General features: G+C 71.4%; 16 protein-coding genes. 8 read left to right on the top strand and 8 right to left on the bottom strand.

Annotated elements, in window-relative coordinates; all coding sequences use genetic code 11:
• Positions 1-879, bottom strand: a complete 879-nt coding sequence (locus tag JOL79_RS27020; RefSeq protein WP_210158703.1) for a helix-turn-helix transcriptional regulator — start codon at positions 877-879, stop codon at positions 1-3.
• Positions 880-1047: 168 nt separating this feature from the next.
• On the opposite strand from JOL79_RS27020, the gene JOL79_RS27025 reads away from it, so the two are divergent.
• Positions 1048-1296, top strand: a complete 249-nt coding sequence (locus JOL79_RS27025) for a hypothetical protein (RefSeq protein WP_210158704.1) — start codon at positions 1048-1050, stop codon at positions 1294-1296.
• A gap of 153 nt (positions 1297-1449) precedes the next feature.
• Positions 1450-2760, top strand: a complete 1311-nt coding sequence (locus tag JOL79_RS27030) for a sensor histidine kinase (protein WP_210158705.1) — start codon at positions 1450-1452, stop codon at positions 2758-2760.
• A gap of 25 nt (positions 2761-2785) precedes the next feature.
• Here the strand turns inward: JOL79_RS27030 and JOL79_RS27035 are convergent, their stop codons facing one another.
• From JOL79_RS27035 to JOL79_RS27045, 3 genes are all read right to left on the bottom strand, one after another.
• Positions 2786-3244, bottom strand: coding sequence for a nuclear transport factor 2 family protein (locus tag JOL79_RS27035; protein ID WP_210158706.1), 459 nt, complete (start codon positions 3242-3244; stop codon positions 2786-2788).
• A 127-nt stretch (positions 3245-3371) separates the two neighbouring features.
• Positions 3372-4238: a GNAT family N-acetyltransferase gene (locus tag JOL79_RS27040; RefSeq protein WP_210158707.1), complete on the bottom strand. Its 867-nt coding sequence runs from the start codon at positions 4236-4238 to the stop codon at positions 3372-3374.
• Positions 4239-4325: 87 nt separating this feature from the next.
• Positions 4326-4787, bottom strand: a complete 462-nt coding sequence (locus tag JOL79_RS27045; RefSeq protein WP_210158708.1) for a PPOX class F420-dependent oxidoreductase — start codon at positions 4785-4787, stop codon at positions 4326-4328.
• 304 nt (positions 4788-5091) lie between these two features.
• On the opposite strand from JOL79_RS27045, the gene JOL79_RS27050 reads away from it, so the two are divergent.
• On the top strand, positions 5092-5301 hold the full coding sequence (locus JOL79_RS27050; protein WP_210158709.1) for a DUF5999 family protein: 210 nt from the start codon (positions 5092-5094) through the stop codon (positions 5299-5301).
• A complete protein-coding gene (locus JOL79_RS27055; protein WP_210158710.1) occupies positions 5298-5858 on the top strand; it encodes an ATP-binding protein in 561 nt (186 codons plus the stop codon). The genes JOL79_RS27050 and JOL79_RS27055 overlap by 4 nt, the downstream gene beginning before the upstream one ends.
• 103 nt (positions 5859-5961) lie before the next feature.
• Here the strand turns inward: JOL79_RS27055 and JOL79_RS27060 are convergent, their stop codons facing one another.
• The 3 genes from JOL79_RS27060 to JOL79_RS27070 form a co-directional block, all read right to left on the bottom strand.
• Positions 5962-8304, bottom strand: coding sequence for an ATP-binding protein (locus tag JOL79_RS27060; protein WP_210158711.1), 2343 nt, complete (start codon positions 8302-8304; stop codon positions 5962-5964).
• A gap of 158 nt (positions 8305-8462) precedes the next feature.
• A complete protein-coding gene (locus JOL79_RS27065; protein WP_210158712.1) occupies positions 8463-8690 on the bottom strand; it encodes a hypothetical protein in 228 nt (75 codons plus the stop codon).
• 94 nt (positions 8691-8784) lie between these two features.
• Entirely contained in the window at positions 8785-9252 is a 468-nt protein-coding gene (locus JOL79_RS27070) for an NUDIX domain-containing protein (RefSeq protein ID WP_210158713.1), read from the bottom strand.
• 197 nt (positions 9253-9449) lie between these two features.
• On the opposite strand from JOL79_RS27070, the gene JOL79_RS27075 reads away from it, so the two are divergent.
• The 3 genes from JOL79_RS27075 (at position 9450) to JOL79_RS27085 (ending at position 14507) form a co-directional block, all read left to right on the top strand.
• Positions 9450-11693 carry an MMPL family transporter gene (locus JOL79_RS27075; RefSeq protein WP_210158714.1) on the top strand — a complete coding sequence of 748 codons (2244 nt, stop codon included), beginning with the start codon at positions 9450-9452 and terminating at the stop codon, positions 11691-11693.
• A gap of 121 nt (positions 11694-11814) precedes the next feature.
• Positions 11815-12639: a putative RNA methyltransferase gene (locus JOL79_RS27080; RefSeq protein WP_210158715.1), complete on the top strand. Its 825-nt coding sequence runs from the start codon at positions 11815-11817 to the stop codon at positions 12637-12639.
• 107 nt (positions 12640-12746) lie between these two features.
• Positions 12747-14507 (top strand): S9 family peptidase, encoded by a 1761-nt coding sequence (locus JOL79_RS27085; RefSeq protein WP_210158716.1) that lies wholly within the window; start codon positions 12747-12749, stop codon positions 14505-14507.
• A gap of 31 nt (positions 14508-14538) precedes the next feature.
• On the opposite strand, the gene JOL79_RS27090 is transcribed toward JOL79_RS27085, so the two are convergent.
• A complete protein-coding gene (locus tag JOL79_RS27090; protein WP_307848753.1) occupies positions 14539-16068 on the bottom strand; it encodes a PP2C family protein-serine/threonine phosphatase in 1530 nt (509 codons plus the stop codon).
• Positions 16069-16226: 158 nt separating this feature from the next.
• Here JOL79_RS27090 and JOL79_RS27095 point away from each other — a divergent pair.
• Positions 16227-17712, top strand: a 1486-nt coding sequence (locus JOL79_RS27095; RefSeq protein ID WP_210158718.1) for a HAMP domain-containing protein, incomplete at its 3' end; no start/stop codon positions are given.

Here is a 17712-nt window from a genome sequence, read left to right on the forward strand (position 1 = left end):
CTAAAGGTGCCGGCGTCCAACCGACGCCACAGCCCGGCGGACGTCGGCCATGACGTCCGCTCGTTCGGCCTCCACCTGGGCCGCGAGCAGAGCGAACGCCCTCTCGGACGGGCTTCCGGGCTCCGCCTGGAAGATGACGAGCTGCTGCCCCGGAGCGTTGTCCACGGTGAACGACTCGTAGGAGACGATCATTTCGCCCACGTCGCGGTGGTGGAACCGCTTCGGCTCGTCCCTGCGAGGGGACACGTCGTGCCGGGCCCACATGCGGTCGAACTCCTCGCTGCGGCCGCACAGCTCGTCGACCAGCTCGGGCAGTACGGGATCGTCCGGGTCGCGCCCCGCGGTGGCCCGCAGCAGCGCCACCTTGAGCTGCGCCGACTTCTCCCAGTCCGGATAGAACTGCTTGGCCTGGGGGTCGAGGAAGAGCAGCCTCAGGAAGTTGTCCCGGTGATCGAGCCCGGCGTAGAGGACGTCCGCCATCGCGTTCGTGGCCAGCACATTGAGCCAGCGGTCGCTGATGAACGCCGGCGTGTGCCGCCATCCGTCCAGCAGCCGCGCCAGGCCGGGGCTCACCTGCTCGACGCGGTACGCTTGCCGGCGCGGGCGCGGGCGGGCCAGCTCATACAGGTGTTCCGTGGCGGGGGCGTCCAATTCGAGCGCGCGGGACAGGGCGTCGAGCACCTGCTCGGACGGGCGTCGCTCTCTCCCCTGTTCCAGTCGGATGTAGTAGTCGGTGCTGACCCCGGCCAGCATCGCCACCTCTTCCCGGCGGAGGCCCGGAGTCCGGCGCTGGCCGGTCCTCGGTAGCCCCACATCCTCAAGGCTTGTGGCCTCTCGGCGGGCGCGGAGGAAGTCGCCCAGTAGTCGATTGCTGTCCATTACGACACCATATGCCGGGTTTCTACCTGTTTGGGTAGCAGTATCACACCTAGGAAGGCCGCAGCCTCACGCTCCGGCGGCCTCTCGGTCCACCATTGTCGTACGCCACCGGTGGAAGCCGTCCGCCCGGCCGTTCGGACCGCCGCCCGGAGAGAAGATGAGGCGCTCATGATTACAAACGACCTCGACCTGGGCACCGCCGAACTGCTCCTGCCCACGCTCGGCGGCGTCCTGCTGTGGGTGGCGATCCTGGCCGTTGCCCTGCTCCCAAGCGACGCCCGCGACCGGCGCGCCGCGCGAGAGGGGAGCGTGACCGCCCCGGCCGCCCTGCAGGACGAGCAGGACAAGGCCGGCCGCCTCCTGCGGGACGACACCGACCTGACGACTCCAGAGCCGGTGCCCTGCCCGTGTCGCTGAACCGCCCGCGACTCCCGAACCGTCCGCGCCACACCGCACAGCCGGCCCGACATGCGTGACCACACCCCGGGCGGGCCCGCTCCACCGGTCCGGAGACGCCTTGGTCCGAAGTCGATCCGAGGCCGGATAACCGCCCTGGTCACGCTCCTGGCGGTGTTCCTCCTCGTCCCGAGCGGGATCGCGGCGGCCACGATCTCACGGGCGAGATTGACCGGCATGGAATGGCGGCACGCCCGCAAGCAGGCCGCCCTGACGGCCGCCGACGTACGCACGGGCCTGAGCATCAACCCGATCATCCCGAAGGTGCCCGGCATCGCCCTCGTCCAGGTGGTCGCGATCGACGGCCATGTGCTCGCGGCGTCGCCGTCCGCGCGCACGCTGCCCGTGCTGAGCACTCTTCGCCCGACTCCCGAGCGACCTCAGCTGGACGTCCAGGCGTGCCATCCGGATCCGACGGGGTGCCTACGGCTGTCCGCGGTGCTGGCGGGCCCGAGCCGCGGCTCACCGGTCGTGTACGCCGCCGGGCGGGCTCCCGGGCTCGTCTCCACCGGCTTCTTCGACACGTTCTTCGCCGTCCAGGTGGCCATCCTGATCGCCCTCACGGCGTGGACGACGTGGCAGGTCACCGGCCGCACGCTGCGGCCGGTCGAGTCGATCAGCAGGGAGCTCGGGGAGATCAACATCGGTGACCTGAGCAGCCGGGTCTCTGAGCCGCCCGGTGACGACGAGATCGCCCGGCTGGCCCGTACGGTCAACGCCACCCTCGACCGGCTCGCCGTGTCTCGCGGCAGCCTGGAACGGATGCTCGACCGCCAGCGCCGGTTCGCCTCGGACGCCTCGCACGAGCTGAGGACCCCGCTCGCCGGCCTGCGCGCCCAGTTGGAGGAGGCTCAGCTCCACCCCGCGGAGTCGGACGTACCAGCCGTCCTCAAGAGCGCTCTCTCCGATGTGGACCGCCTGCAGTCCATATCGACTGACCTGCTGCTGCTCGCCCGCCTCGGGGCGGCCACCTCCGAGGAACTCCTCCTGATCGATCTGGCGGAGCTGGTGCGCGCGGAGGTCACGCGCGGCGCCTCCGCCTGCCGACGTACCTATCTGAACCTGGAGCCCGGAGTGCGGGTCCGCGCCCTGCCCGCCCACCTGCACCGGGTGCTCGGCAACCTGCTCGACAACGCCCGGCGGCACGCCCGGACCGGCGTGTGGATCGACGTCAGACTCCTGGGCCACCTCGCGGAACTGGTCGTCACCGACGACGGAGACGGCATCCCACCCGACCACCGCGACCTGGTCTTCAACCGGTTCACCCGGCTCGACACCGCCCGCAGCCGCACGCACGGGGGCACCGGCCTCGGGCTGGCGATCGCCAGTGAGATCGCCCAGGTGTACGGAGGGACGTTGTGCGTGGCCGACTCGCCCGCGGGCGGAGCCCGCTTCGTCCTCCGCCTCCCGGCGGCATGCGACTAGGGCAACACGGGTAACGGCCCGCGCCTCAGCGCAGCGGGATCTCCACCCCGTGCTCCTCCGGCGGGCGCGGCCCGCGGATGCGACGGTCGGCCTCGTCGATCGGCACGTCGTTGATGCTCGCCTCACGCCGGCTCATCAGGCCCTCGTCGGTGAACTCCCACAGCTCGTTGCCGTAACTGCGCCACGAGCGGCCGTCGGCGTCGCGCCACTCGTACTGGAACCGCACCGCGATCTGGTTTCCGTCGAACGCCCACAGGTCCTTGCGGAGCGCGTAGTCGGACTCCTTCTCCCACTTCGCCCGCAGGAACTCGATGATCTCCTGCCTCCCGGCCACGAACCGGTCCCGGTTGCGCCACACCGAGTCTTCGGTGTAGCCCAGGGCGACCCGCTCGGGATCCCTGCTGTTCCAGGCGTCCTCGGCCGCCTGCACCTTCTGCCGCGCGGTCTCCTCGGTGAACGGGGGCAACGGCGGGCGGACAGTCATGGGGCCGCCTCCTCGATTTCGGAGAACGTTACTTCTCCACCAGTATCGGGAGCGGCGCGACCTGGGCTGGACCGCGACCCTGCCGGCCGCCTCGCCTGACCGGCGGACCAGGCGAGTCAGCCGGAGATCAGCCCATGGCCACCGTGAACGGCGCGACCAGCCGGGATCTGTCGGCGTGGAGCGGCCCGCCGTACACCATGAACTCGGTCGTGTGCGCCTGCGGGACGCCCCGGTCCGCCAGCCAGGAGATCAGCTCGGGACGGCGTTCCTGATCGAGATCGAGGCGGATCGGGCCGTCCTCCTCGCGGGCGAGATCCTCGATCAGCGCCTTCGCCACGGCGTCGTCGTCCGCCACCACCGGCCCGACGACCACGGTCTCGCCGTTCCGCCAGGCCGCGGCGTATCCCCTGATCCGTCCGCCGTCCTCGATCACCCGCACCCGCTCGGCGAAGGCGAACAGGCGGGCCACCACGCCCGACCGGTCCGCGCCGAACACCTCGGCGTCGAGGGTGAGCAGGGCGGCCAGGTCACGCTCGCGGTCGGCCGGACGCGACGCCCCTACTCGGGGCCCGGCACTGAACCGGCCCACCCTGGCCTCGTAGGTCCCGGCGGCCTCGAAACCGAGCTTCTCGTACAGCGGGCGGCCGAACTTGGTGGCCCACAGGAAGACGGCGGCGTCGCCGGCCCGCGTCAGCGCGTGGCCCATCAGCCTGCGGCCCAGCCCCCGGCCGCCGAACCGGGATGCCACCAGCATCATGCCGATCGCGGCCGCGGTGGTCCCGTACCTGGTGAGGACGACGGTGCCCGCGAGACCTCCGGAGGGGTCGTCGACGCCGTAGCCCTCGCCTATCTCAAGCAGGAGCAGCCACTTGCGCTCCTCCCTGCTCCACCCGCGGTCGTCGGCCAGGGCGAGACAGGCCGGAACGTCCTCCGGGCCGAGACGGCGTACGGGGACCCGCTCGGCCGGGACACCCCAGGGATCCACTGTCGTCATCGCCCGCCCTTCCAGGAGGTGGCCCACGCTAGCCGCCACCCCGCCGGGGCGAAACCGAATTATCGGCGGCCGGAAGGGCGGATACGGTCAGGCCAGGCGCGGCGGGAAGCCTCCGGTGGCGATCGGGCTCCACCGGACCGGCGTGACGCGGACCAGGGACTTGCCCTGGCGGAGCATGGCGGCCCGGTATTCGTCCCAGTCCGGATGCTCGCCCGAGATCGACCGGTAGTAATCCACCAGCGGCTCCAGGGCCTCGGGCAGGTCGAGGACCTCCGCCGTCCCGTCCACCTGCACCCACGGGCCGTCGAAGTCGTCGGAGAGCACGAGCACGCTCACCCGCTCGTCCCTGCGGGCGTTGCGGGTCTTCGCCCGCTCGGGATAGGTGGACACCACGATCCGGCCCTCGGCGTCGAGTCCACAGGTCACCGGCGAGGCCTGCGGACCGCCGTCCCGCCGGGTGGTGATGAGGACGGCGTGGTGGCGCTCGCGGACGAAGTCGAGCAGCTGCTCGCGTGACACGGTCTCGGCGGTGGCGATCCTGGGGCTCATGGGGGCCACTCTAGTGACCACCCGGACACCGGCCCCACAGATGTCGGGGAGCATGACAACCCGGCAGATGGTCTGTTTCATGCCAAGTGGCCAATCGGTCCGCATTGTTGGCCATTCCACGACCAAGCACCCCGAAGGATCTACCTCTACCCCGCCCAGCTTGTCCCCCCACTACCTACGTAGGGCGGAATGGGTACTGATACGGGGATTTTCCCCGTCCTCCTCCGGGGCTCTGGGACCGCATGCTGAAAACGTCGTCAAGAAGGCCCCAAGGGACCTGAGCCAGAACCAAGGGGAACCAATCATGTGCCAGCACCAGCCTCAGTGCCCTCCGGCGAACGCTCCCGACCGGGAGGCGGCCTGCCTGGTCGCCTTCCACCCCGAGCAGGGCTGGGGACTCCTCTGCAACGGCGTCGTCCTGTTCGACGACTCCGGCGAGCTCCTCCCGGACGGCCGGAGCATCCCCGCGCAGCACCACTACCCTCACCAGGAAGCGTTGGGACGGGCCGCATGAGCAGCGCGACATTCCTGATGTTCGCGGCCGGGCCGGCCGGGCGGTTCACGGCGGTGCCGGGCTCCGACGAGATCGGAGAGCGGGCCGCGGCCGTCCTGGACAGATGGAGAAACCTGCGGCGGAAGCTCGGCGACCGCGCCGTCGATCTGGTCGAGGAACCACACATGCGGATGGTGTCGTGGCGGCTGCCCACCGGCAGCAGAGCGCCCGCGCGCGCCCGCCGGCTCACCCGGGCCCGCCTGGCGGCGTGGGGCATGGAGGACCGGTGTGACGTCGCCGAACTACTGGTGAGCGAGCTGGTCACCAACGCCGTACGGCACGGTCGCGGGCCGGTGCAGCTCACCCTCTCGGCCGTCGACGATCTGCTGCGCTGCGAGGTCGCGGACGCCGACACCGCCCTGCCCCAGAAGGCCGACGCCTCCGACGACGACGAGAACGGCCGCGGACTCCAGTTGCTCGACCAGCTGGCCTGCTGCTGGGGTGGCTCCCCGGTGCCCGGCGGCAAGGTCGTGTGGTTCGAGCTGCCCGGCCGGTGGGAGCCCCGCTCCTGCGCCTGACCCACCCGCTCGCGCCGCACCCCACGCGACCACCACGGCGACACGTCCGATGCCGCGTCCCGACCGCGGCGAGGATCGGTGCCCGGCCCCGGTTCCCCGCCGGTCACCGATCCTCGCCGCGCCTCCTCTCGCTCAGCCAGGCCGCGATCTGGGTCCGGGAGTTGAAGCCGAGCTTGTTCAGGATGTGCTCGATGTGGCCCTCCGCCGTCCGCTGGGAGATCACCAGAGAGCTCGCGATGTCGCGGTTGCTCAGCCCCTGGGCCACCAGCTCGGCGATCTCCGTCTCGCGCCGGGTGAGCGGCGCCGTCGGGCCTCCGGCCGGCTCCCGCTCGGCCTTCGGCCTCTCCTCCTGCAGCGCGTAGACGATCGCCTCGTCGAAGGTGAGGCCGGCGCCGTTCCTGGCCTCGGCCCGGAACGCGGGCTCCCCGAGCGCCTCCACGGTGCGGGCGCGGCACTCGTCGTGATATTTGGCCAGGTGCAGGAAGCTGGACATCGCCGTACCGAGTGCCTGCCAGATCCGCTCCAGGAACCCCAGCAGCCGAGCCGACCGCTGGAACCGTCCCTCGTCGGCCGCGATCCAGGCCAGCACCTCCATGTTCATCCCGCTGCCGAACACGTCCCGGACCGCGCGGTTGATCCGCAGGCCGTCCTTCTCCAGATCCGCCGCCCGGCGCAGCGCGCCCTGCCGCCTCAGCTCGACGCCGAGCGCCATCAGCGCGTACGCCCGGTGCCAGCCCTCCTGGTACGCCTCGCAGACGGCCACCGCCTCCTCGGCGTAGGACACCGCCCGCTTCGCCTCCCCGCGCGCGGAGTAGGCGAGGGAGAGCCAGATCAGTGCGGTCACCAGGCCCTCCGGATCGCCCAGGGCGCGCTGTGCCTCGACGGCCTCCGCGCTGAACTTGACCGCGGTCTCGGAGTCGTCCTCCGCCAGGGCGAGCTGGCCGGAGAAGTGCGCGATGTAGGCCAGGTCGCCCCGCAGGCCGAACCGCTCGGCGATCCGCCGGCCCTCCTCCAGCATCGCGGCGGCAGGGGCCAGATCGTTCTGGATGACGGCCAGCCAGGCCCCCGTCCACAGGGCCCGCGCGCGCTGCGGCGTGGGCTCCGGGCCGGTGGCGAGCAACTGGTCCAGCCAGTGACGCCCCTCCCCGATCCGGCTGCTGGTGATCCAGTGATAGAGGAGGTCGGAGGCCATCTCCAGGCCGGCCAGGGCCTCGCCCGGCTCGTCGAGGCACCACTCGAGCGCGGTGCGGAGATTGGCGTGCTCCCGGTCGAGGCGGCTGATCCACGCCAGGTAGCCGGGGCCGAAGCGCTCACACCGGGCCCGCTCGGCCAGGCTCCGGTAGTGGTCGCGGTGCCGCCGCCGCAGGCCGGTCTCCTGCCCCGACGCGGCCAGCCGTTCCCTCCCGTACTGCCGGATCGTGTCGAGCAGCCGGTAGCGCACGCTTCCGCCCTGCTCCTCGCGGATCAGCACGGACTTCTCCACCAGGCCGCTGACCAGGTCGACCACGTCCGTACGGGAGATGCCGTCCCCGGAGCACACCTCCTCAGCGGCCCCCAGGTCGAGGCCGCCGAGGAACACCGAGGTCCGCTGCCAGAGCAGCCGCTCCTGCTCGTCGCACAGCTCGTAGCTCCAGTCGATCAGCGCCCGGAGCGTCCGTTGCCGGTGCGGCCCCGCCCGCGAGCCGGCCGTCAGCAGGCGGAACCGGTCGTCGAGCCGTTCGAGCACCTGGTCGACCGACAGCGCGCGCAGCCGTACGGCCGCAAGCTCGATGGCCAGCGGCAGCCCGTCCAGCTTGCGGCAGATCTCGGCCACCGCGTCGCGGTTGGCCTCCGTCACCGCGAAGTCCGGCAGCACGGCCGCGGCCCGTTCCTCGAACAGCCGGACGGCGTCCCCCTCGGACGGCTGCTCCGCGGCCGGGGTGCCGCCCTCACCCGGCAGGGGCAGCGGCGCCACATCGAGCGTCTGCTCGCCCGCGATGCCCAGCGGCTGCCGCGTCGTGGTGAGGATCCGCAACTGCGGCAGCGCGTGGACGAGCCGGTCCGCAAGCACGGCGCAGGCGGTGAGGAGATGCTCGCAGTTGTCGAGCACGATCAGCGCCTGGCGGCCCGTGAGGCCCTCAACCAGCGTCTCCACCCCGGGCCTGGCCGAATGGTCCTGGATCCCGACCACCTTGGCCACCGCCTCCACGACGAGCTCCGGGTTCTCCAGGTCGGCCAGCTCGGCCAGCCACACACCGCCAGGGAACGCCCGGCGCATGTCGACGGCGGCCCGCAGCGCGAGCCTGGACTTGCCGACCCCGCCCACACCCGTGAGGGTGATCACGTGCGCCGTGGTCAGCAACCGTTTGATCTCAGCCAGCTCGTGGCGACGCCCCACGAATCCCGTTACCTCGGCGGGCAGGCCGTTCGCCCCCCGCCCGGATCCTTTCGGTAGCAGTGCGGTCATGACGCCTCACGCCGCCCCCGTCCTCCCGCCGCGCCCCCGTTTTCCCCCGCGCGACCCCGCTACCAGCGTACCCAGGCATCTCATGAGCCCTGGCCCGGGTTCGCCGGCGCCCTCCCACGGCGAGCGCGGAGAGCGCGGGCGAGCCCCGGGACATCCCGTCAGGCCGCGCCGAGACGCTGCAGAATCTGCTGGCGCCTGGTTTCCAGATCGTCGATCAGCGCCTCCTGCTGCTCGACGTTGGTCAGCAGGCTCGACTGCTCGGCCTGGTCGGTCGGGCCGTCCCAGCCCTGCCCGATCTCCTCGCGCAGCTGCGCCACGTCGCGGCGCATCCGCTCGATCTGGCCGTTGACCTCGTCGAGTTGCTCCCGCAGCTCGGACTCGTCCATCGTGACACCGTCCTGTTCCTTCTCGGCAATCTGTTCCCGACATTCCACGAGGACGGCAGCCTAATCAGCGGATGGCCGGAACCCGTCCGGCGGATCAGGCCGGTGGGCCGAGATAGCGCGTCGTCCGGGCCGCCCTGGCCTGCTGGGCCGTGACCAGCCGGACGACCAGGTGCGGCGGCATGAGGGACGCCGCCTCGTCGGCCGTGAAGAACCCGAATCCCTCCAGCTCCTCGGCCTGCAGCGCCACTCCGGAGCCGTCGGTGACCGTGCCGCAGTCGAACAGGAAGTTGACCAGCGGCACGGGCCGGTCGTCGAGCGGCGGCACCCACTGGACCACGAGCAGCCGGCCGACGTCCGGGCGGAGCGCCAGCTCCTCCAGAACCTCCCGGCGGCAGGCCTCCTCTGGAGCCTCCCCCTCGTCGACGTGGCCGCCCGGCCAGCCCCAGTGGTCGCGGTAGGTCGGCTTCACCAGCAGCACCCGGCCGGACAGCTCGGTGATGAACGCCGCCGCGGCCGCGACCACCTTCGGCAACCCGGCGTAGAACGCGTCGGCGGGGATCACGGCACCTCCGCCCCTGAGCAGGAACCCATGGCCACGAGCGTAGTCCGGGATTTCCCCTAGGGAAGGGCGAGGGATATCCCCTACGCCTCCGGAAGGAGTCCGTACACCGTGAGCAGTACCGCCGAATTGGTCTGCTCGTCCGATGTCCCGGCGCCGACCGCTCCCTACCGTTAAAGGCAAAGTAAAAGGGAGACGTTATGGATCGCCGGAAGAACATCGCCGCCTCCATCGGCGGCTGGAGCGCACGTCATCGATGGTGGGCACTGCTGATCTGGGTGGCCTTCGTGGCCGCCGCGACATTCGCCGGCAACGCCGTCGGCACCGCCGAGATGAAAAGTTACGAGAACGAAACCGGCGATTCACGAATGGCCGCGGAAATCGTCGACAAGGCGAATTTCAAGGATGTCGCCAGTGAGGTCGTCCTCGTGCAGGCCCGCACTACGCTCACCGTGCGCGACGCCGAGTTCCGCCAGACCGTCATGGACGTGAAGAAGGCCGTGGAGTCCACGGGCCAGGTCGAGCACGTACGGACGCCGTACGACACCGAGCCGTCGCCGATCACGAAGGACCAGAGGACGACCCTGGTCCAGTTCGACATGAAGGGCGTGGGCGACACCGCGGAGGACCGTGTCCAGCCGGTGCTCGACGCGGTGGCGAAGGTGCAGAGCGCCCATCCCGGCCTGCGGGTGGAGGAGGCCGGTGGGGCCAGCGCGAGCAAGCTCATCGGCGAGGCGATCGACAAGGACTTCGTGCGGGCCGAGCAGCTCTCGCTGCCCATCACGCTCGGCATCCTGCTGGCGGCCTTCGGCGCCCTGCTCGCCGCGCTCGTGCCCGTCGCCCTGGCCATGACCGCGATCTTCTCGGCGACCGGGCTGCTCGCCCTCACCAGCCAGCTCCTCCACGTCGACGCGGCGACCAGCAACGTGATGCTGCTGATCGGCCTGGCCGTCGGGGTGGACTATTCGCTGTTCTACATCATGAGAGAACGCGAGGAGCGCGCGAAGGGCCGCGACAAGCGGCGCGCCATCGAGATCGCCGCGGCGACCTCCGGCCGGGCCGTGCTGATCTCCGGCATCACCGTCATCGTGGCGATGGCCGGCATGTTCCTCACCGGCAACGGCACGTTCATGGGCTTCGCCGAAGGCACCATCCTCGTGGTCCTGACGGCCGTCGTCGGCTCCCTGACCGTGCTCCCCGCGCTTCTCTCGCTGATCGGCGACAAGATCGACGCCCGGGTGATCCACGGCACGACGCGGCTCGTCACCGGCGGCCGGGTGACCTGGCGCCGGATCCTCGGCGTCCGCGGCGGCCAGAGCCGGGTCTGGGCGGCCGTCATGCGCCCGGTGCTGCGCCACCCGCTCATCTCCGTGCTGCTCGCCGGCGGTCTGCTGGTGGGCCTCGCCATCCCCGGGCTCGGCCTCAAAACCGGCACCCAGGGCATCGACGACCTGCAGGGCGACTACGCCATCGCCGAGACGTTCAAGCGGATCGACGCCGCCTTCCCCGGCGGCAACGGGCCCGCGGTCGTCGTGGTCAAGGCTCCCGACGTGACGACGCCGGCGTTCCAGGCGTCCATCCAGGACTTCAAGCGCCAGGCCCTGGCGACCGGCGAGGCCAACGAGCCCTTCCAGGTCACGGTCAACCCGGACAAGACCGTGGCGCAGATCAGCATCGGCATCAAGGGCACCGGCACCGACGCCGTCTCCGAGCACGCCGTCAGGACCCTGCGCGAGAAGGTCATCCCCGCCACACTCCCCGGCGCCCACGTGACCGGCGAGACCGCCGGCTCCATGGACTTCAACGACCAGCTCAGCCGCCGCCTGCCGTTCGTCTTCGGGTTCGTGCTGCTGCTCGCGTTCGTGCTCCTGCTGGTCTCGTTCCGCTCACTGGTGGTCGCGGTCAAGGCCATCGTGCTGAACCTCCTGTCCGTCGCGGCGGCGTACGGCGTGCTCGTGCTGATCTTCCAGAAGGGGTACGGCGAGAGCGTGCTGGGCTTCCACTCCACCGGGAGCATCACCAACTGGCTGCCGCTCTTCCTGTTCGTGATCCTGTTCGGCCTGTCAATGGACTACCACGTCTTCATCCTCAGCCGGATCAGGGAGGCGTACGACAAGGGCATGAAAACCGAGGACGCGGTCGCCTTCGGCATCACGAGCACGGCGGCCGTGGTGACGAGCGCCGCGTTCATCATGGTCGCCGTCTTCGCCACCTTCGCCACGCTGTCGCTGCTGACGTTCATGGAGATGGGCATCGGCCTGGCCGCCGCCATCCTGATCGACGCCACGGTCGTCCGGGCGGTGCTGCTGCCCGCGACCATGAAACTGCTCGGCGACTGGAACTGGTACCTCCCGCGCTGGCTTGGCTGGCTGCCGCGGCTCTCCCACGGTGACGACGAGCCCGAGGAACTGCCCGAGCAGCGGGTCCCCGCCATGATCGGCTGACCCCTTCGTCCCGTACGGCTCCGCGTCCACGGGGGCGCGCGGAGCCGTACGTCCGCGTCTCCGGGCGTCCGGCACGGCGACCCCCGGCGTCCCTCGCGCGCTCACCGGGGATGATGGACCGGTGCTCGCCGACGTCATCGACCACCTCGCCTGCCCGGTCTGCCGCGCGGGTCTCCGCCTCGACGGCGGATCCGTCCGGTGCGAGCGCGGGCACGGCTTCGACGTGGCGCGGCAGGGCTACGTCAACCTGCTGACCGGCTCGGCGGCCCCGGGGACGGCCGACACCCCGGCGATGGTGGCGGCCCGCGCCGAGTTCCTGGACGCCGGTCACTACGACCCCCTCGTCGTACGGCTCCGGGAGCTGTGCGCGGGAGCGGCACTGGTCGTGGACGCGGGCGCGGGCACCGGCCACTACCTGGCGGGCGCGCTCGGACCGGACGCGGCGGGCGTCGCGCTCGACGTCTCCAAGCACGCGCTCAGGCGGGCGGCCAGGGCCCATCCCCGGATCGGGGCCGTGGTGGCCGACGTGTGGCGGCCGCTGCCGCTCCGCGACGGCCGCGCCGACGTGCTCCTCAACGTGTTCGCGCCCCGCAACGCCGCCGAGTTCGCCCGGGTGCTGCGGCCGGGCGGGCTGCTGGTTGTGGTCACCCCCGCCCCCGGTCACCTGCGCCCGCTGGTCGAGCGGCTGGGCCTGCTGAAGGTCGACGAGGACAAGGACCGCCGCCTCGGCGAGACCCTGGGCGACCACTTCGTCCGGACCCGGCAGGAGATCGAGGAGATCGGGCTGACCCTCGGCCATCGGGAGGCCGAGGCGGTCGTCGCCATGGGGCCGAGCGCGTGGCACACCAGCCCGGAGCGCCTCGCCGCCGCCGTCCACGATCTGCCCGATCCGGTACGGGTGACCGCGTCGTTCCAGATCAGCACCTGGCGGGCCGGAGACGGCTGAAGATTGTCGGGGAATTTCTACGGAAGATCCCCGATTTGTCGGTCATGCCGTGTCTCGGCGGGACATACTTGACGGCGACCCCCGCGGCAGGGAAACCGGGAGGCCGAATGAAGGCCGAGGAACGCTGGCAGGCCAGGTTCCGCGCACCTCGGGTGACCTTGCCTGCCTGGGCACGCCTCGCACCCCATCGCGCGGTCTACCGCGGCAACGCCTCCGGCGCCTGGGAGATCTACGCCTGGGACAGGTTCAGCGGCCACACCCGCCAGGTGACCGACCGGCCCCGGGGCACCCGGCGCGGCGCGGTCGACCCGAGAGGCCGGTGGATCTGGTGGTTCGCCGACACGGACGGCGACGAACACGGCACCTGGATGCGGCAGCCGTTCCAGGGCGGCCCAGACGTGCCCGTGGCCGTCCCGCCCGGCCATCCCTGCGGGCTCGGCCTCGCCGCCGACGGGACCGCGGCCGTGGGCCGGTCGTGCCGGGACGGCTTCGAGGTACTGATCGCCCGCCCCGACGCGGAGCCGGTGACCCTCTACCGCAGTGACGAATACACGGCCGTCACGGACATGTCCCTCGACGGGTCGCTGGTCGCGATCGTCCACGGCGAGCACGGCGACGCGGTGCACCCCGCCCTGCGAGTCCTCCGCGCCGACGGCAGACCGGTCGGCGACCTCCACGACGGCCCGGGGAAGGGCATCACCAGCGCCCGGTTCGCCCCCGTCCAGGGAGACCGGCGGCTCCTGATCCTGCACGAGCGCCGAGGCCGCCGCGAGCCGCTGGTGTGGGACCCCACCACCGGGGAGCAGCGGGAGATCTGGCTGCCGGTGCCCGGCGAGATCAGCGCGGACTGGTACGGCGACGGCCGGGCGCTGCTCATCATGCACAGTCATCGGGGCCGCAGCCATCTGCTCAGGTACGACCTCGCGGGCGGCGACCTCACCCCCATCGAGAGCCCCCACGGAGTGATCCACGCGGCCGTCCCCCGCCCGGACGGAACGATCGAATACTCCTGGTCCAGCGCGTCCCACCCGCCCGTGATCAGGTCGAGCAACGGCCAGGTGGTGATGAGCCCCGGCCGGGCCGCGCCCCCGTCCGTGCCGATCGAGGACCTCGACGTGGACGGCCCCGGCGGCCGCATCCACGTCCTGGTCTCCCGGCCCGAGCGGGTGGCCCCGCCGTACCCGGCCCTGTTCCTGCTGCACGCCGGGCCGGACGAGCAGGACGACGACTCGTTCCAGCCCCACGTCGCCGCCTGGGTGGACAGCGGCTTCGCCGTCATCCAGGTCAACCACCGAGGGTCGTCCGGCTACGGCTCGGCCTGGCGCGACGCGATCATCGGCGACGTCGGCCACGTCGAGCTCGCCGACGTGGCGGCCGTACGCGACAGCCTGGTCGAGCGCGGCATCGCCGACCCCGACCGGCTGGTGGTGGCCGGCGCCTCCTGGGGCGGCTATCTCACTCTGCTCGCCCTCGGCAGCCAGCCGAAGGCCTGGGCCGCCGGCATCGCCGCCCTGCCGATCGCCGACCACGCGGCGGCGTACGAGGACGAGGCCGAGACGCCGCGCGCCCTGCACCGCGCGCTGCTGGGCGGCTCACCCGCGGAGGTGCCCGAACGTTACGCCGTGGCGTCGCCGATCAGCTACGCCGGCATGGTGGAGGCACCCGTGATGATCATCGCGGGAGGCGAGAATTCCGGCTCCCCCGGGCGGCAGGTGGACGGCTACGTCCAGGCGCTGGCCGATCAGGGCCGTGACGTGACGCTCCACCGGTGCGACCGCGGCCACGGGACGCGGGTCGTCGAGGAGCGCATCCAGGTGATGTCGGCCTCGATCGACTTCGCCGTACGGGCGATCTCCGGCCGGGCCTGAGCGGCCGCCCGGGGCCTGCACACGCCGAGGGTCAGGGCGCGCGCAGGACCAGGATGGCCAGGTCGTCGGCGCTCGGTTCCGGCGCGAAGTCCTGCACGGCCCGGCGGATCCGCTCGGCCACCGCCCGCGCGGACAGGTCCGCGCACTCGGCGAGCAGCTCGGCCAGCCCGCCGTCGTCGTCGAGCAGCCGGCCGCCGCACCGCCGCTCGGTCACCCCGTCGGTGACGCCCAGCAGCACGTCGCCGGTGGACAGGCGGACGCGATCCTCGTGGAAGTCGACCTCGGTGAAGACTCCCAGAAGCGGCTGGGGCGTGGCGACCACGTCGACCGCTCCGCTGGCCCGCAGCCGCAGCGGCTCCGGATGCCCGGCGGAGACGAGGCTGATGTCGAGACCGTCGTCCACGGCCCTGATCTCGCCGTGCAGCAGCGTCAGAAAGCGGGAGCGCTCGCCCTCCTCCAGGATTGCCTGGTTGAGCCGGGCCACGACGGCGGCCACACCGTAACCCTCCCGGCCGAGCAGCCGCAGCGCGTGGCGGGCCAGGCCGGTGACGGCCGCCGCCTCGGGGCCGGTGCCGCAGACGTCGCCGATCGCGAACCGCCACACCCCCTCGCCCACGGGGAAGAGGTCGTAGAAGTCGCCGCCGACCTCGTTGGTCTCGCCGGCCGGCTCGTAGATGACGTGGAAGTCGAGACCCGGCGTCGTCGGCTCGTCGGGCGGCAGCAGGCTCCGCTGGAGCGCGCGGTTGGCCGCCGCCTGCTGGTCGTAGAGCCGGGCGTTGTCCAGCGCGAGCGCCGCCCGCCTGCTGAGGTCCTCGGCGATCTGCAGCGCCTCGTCGGGGAACCGGTCGCGGCGGCCCAGGCACATGACGCCCAGCCGGCGCCCCCGCGCGGTCAGGGGGAACGCGAGAGACTGCCACTCGCCCACGTGCAGCACGGCGGGGCCGTCCGGCGGGATCTGGATGTCGGCGAGCCGCTCGCGCAACGCGTCGATCTGCGTCTCGTCGGCGTGCCACAGATAGGCCGGCCGCAGCCCCGAGTCCTGGTGATCGGTGGTGTAGACGGCGCACCAGCTCGCCAGCCGCGGCACCACGATCTGCGCGATGATCGCGGGAACCATCGCGGAGTCGAGCGTGCCCGCCAGCAGATCGCTCGCGTCGGCGAGGAAGCCGAGCCAGCCGGGGCCGTTCGCCGCCTCGATGAGCCACTCGTCACTGGGGACGGGCTCGCCGCCGGGAAGGTCGATCCGCGCCCATCGGGTGCGCGTGTCCGCGCTGAGCGTGACCCCCCAGGTGCCGGCGTCGGCCGGGCCGGTCGTGCCCTCCCCCTCGATCTTCTCCCTGACCTCTACCTGGACGGACTCGCCGTTGTGGATCCACACCACTTCGAAGGGCTCGCCGGACACCTGCTCGGCGAGCTCTCCCGCCAGCCGCTCGGCGGCGTCGATCGCGGACACGGCGGCCCACGCGGTCATCACCTCACGCGTGAACCGCTTCGCTTCGGGTACGGCCGTACCGCCCGGCGTGAAGGACGCCGCGAGTACGGCCCGAGGGGTACTAGTCACCGTCATTGTGCTTACCACACTTCAGACTGACACAGGGTCAAACAAGGGGGCCCCGCACTCCACGGAACGTGACAGACTGACATGGAGTCCAACGGCTGGACGGGCCGTCCTGCCTTGGGTCGCGTCACCCCGGAGGGGTAAAGGAGGCAAGAGGCTAAATGTCGCCCGCCAACGTCGAGCTGGCCGGGACGGAACAGGTCTACACCGAATCCGACTTGGCTCCCTTCCTTGAGACGCTCATCACCTGGCGGGAGGGCGACTTCCGCCGCCGTGTGTCACACGCGCCGCCCGGTGTGCTCAGTGAGATCAGGTTACTGCTGAACGAGGTGGCCGACCGGCGCGAACACCTCGCCAACGAGCTCGGGCGGGTGCGCCGGGAGATCGCCAAGGAAGGACGTTTCGACGAGCGGCTCAGCCCCGGCCCCGGTGTGGGCGCGTGGGCCGAGAGCGTGGGCTCGGTGAACGACCTCATCGACGCGCTGGTCACCCCGGTCAGCGGAGCGGCCGACGTGATCGACGCCGTGGCCAAGGGCGACCTGTCCCGGAAGATCGACGTGGACCGCGGCTCAAGGGGCGAGGTCCGCCGTCTCGGGAAGGCCATCAACGGGATGGTCGACCAGCTCTCCCTGTTCAGCTCCGAGGTCACCCGGGTGACGCGCGACCTCGGCACGGAGGGCAAGCTGGGCGGCCGGGCCAACCTGCGCGGCATGTCGGGCAGCTGGCGCGACCTCACCGAGGCCGTCAACACCATGTCCGACCGCGTCTCCGCGCAGGTGCGCGACATCGCCGAGGTGACCACCTCCGTGGCGAAGGGCGACCTCAGCCGTAAGGTCACGGTCGACGCGGTCGGCGAGATGCTGGAGCTGAAGAACACCGTCAACACCATGGTCGACCAGCTCTCCGCGTTCGCGGAGGAGGTCACCCGTGTCGCCCGCGAGGTCGGCACCGAGGGGCAGCTGGGCGGGCAGGCGCAGGTCCGCGGCGTGTCCGGGGTCTGGAAGGACCTCACCGACAACGTCAACTTCATGGCCAACAACCTCACCTCCCAGGTCCGCCAGATCGCCGCCGTCTCCACCGCCGTCGCCCAGGGCAACCTCACCAAGAAGATCACCGTCGACGCCCAGGGCGAGATCCTCGAACTCAAGGACACCCTCAACACGATGGTGGACCAGCTCTCCGCCTTCGCCGACGAGGTCACCCGCGTCGCCCGCGAGGTCGGCACCGAGGGCCGCCTCGGCGGACGAGCCGAGGTCAAGGGTGTGTCGGGGGTCTGGAAGGACCTCACCGACAACGTCAACTTCATGGCCAACAACCTGACCTACCAGGTGCGGAACATCGCCCAGGTGACCACCGCGGTGGCCAACGGCGACCTCACCCGGAAGATCGACGTCGACGCCCAGGGCGAGATCCTCGAACTGAAGAGCACCATGAACACGATGGTGGACCAGCTCTCCGCCTTCGCGTCCGAGGTCACCCGTGTCGCCCGCGAGGTCGGCACCGAGGGCCGCCTGGGCGGCCAGGCGCAGGTCCGCGGCGTGTCCGGGGTCTGGAAGGACCTCACCGACAACGTCAACTTCATGGCCAACAACCTCACCTCCCAGGTCCGCCAGATCGCCGCCGTCTCCACCGCCGTCGCCCAGGGCA

It is taken from the genome of Microbispora oryzae, from assembly GCF_017896165.1.
Taxonomy (GTDB): domain Bacteria; phylum Actinomycetota; class Actinomycetes; order Streptosporangiales; family Streptosporangiaceae; genus Microbispora; species Microbispora oryzae.

Coding starts and splice junctions, on each gene's coding strand:
- JOL79_RS27020 (WP_210158703.1), bottom strand. CDS start 879: ATGGACAGCAATCGACTACTGGGCGACTTCCTCCGCGCCCGCCGAGAG.
- JOL79_RS27045 (WP_210158708.1), bottom strand. CDS start 4,787: ATGAGCCCCAGGATCGCCACCGCCGAGACCGTGTCACGCGAGCAGCTG.
- JOL79_RS27050 (WP_210158709.1), top strand. CDS start 5,092: ATGTGCCAGCACCAGCCTCAGTGCCCTCCGGCGAACGCTCCCGACCGG.
- JOL79_RS27035 (WP_210158706.1), bottom strand. CDS start 3,244: ATGACTGTCCGCCCGCCGTTGCCCCCGTTCACCGAGGAGACCGCGCGG.
- JOL79_RS27085 (WP_210158716.1), top strand. CDS start 12,747: ATGAAGGCCGAGGAACGCTGGCAGGCCAGGTTCCGCGCACCTCGGGTG.
- JOL79_RS27055 (WP_210158710.1), top strand. CDS start 5,298: ATGAGCAGCGCGACATTCCTGATGTTCGCGGCCGGGCCGGCCGGGCGG.
- JOL79_RS27065 (WP_210158712.1), bottom strand. CDS start 8,690: ATGGACGAGTCCGAGCTGCGGGAGCAACTCGACGAGGTCAACGGCCAG.
- JOL79_RS27025 (WP_210158704.1), top strand. CDS start 1,048: ATGATTACAAACGACCTCGACCTGGGCACCGCCGAACTGCTCCTGCCC.
- JOL79_RS27060 (WP_210158711.1), bottom strand. CDS start 8,304: ATGACCGCACTGCTACCGAAAGGATCCGGGCGGGGGGCGAACGGCCTG.
- JOL79_RS27075 (WP_210158714.1), top strand. CDS start 9,450: ATGGATCGCCGGAAGAACATCGCCGCCTCCATCGGCGGCTGGAGCGCA.
- JOL79_RS27040 (WP_210158707.1), bottom strand. CDS start 4,238: ATGACGACAGTGGATCCCTGGGGTGTCCCGGCCGAGCGGGTCCCCGTA.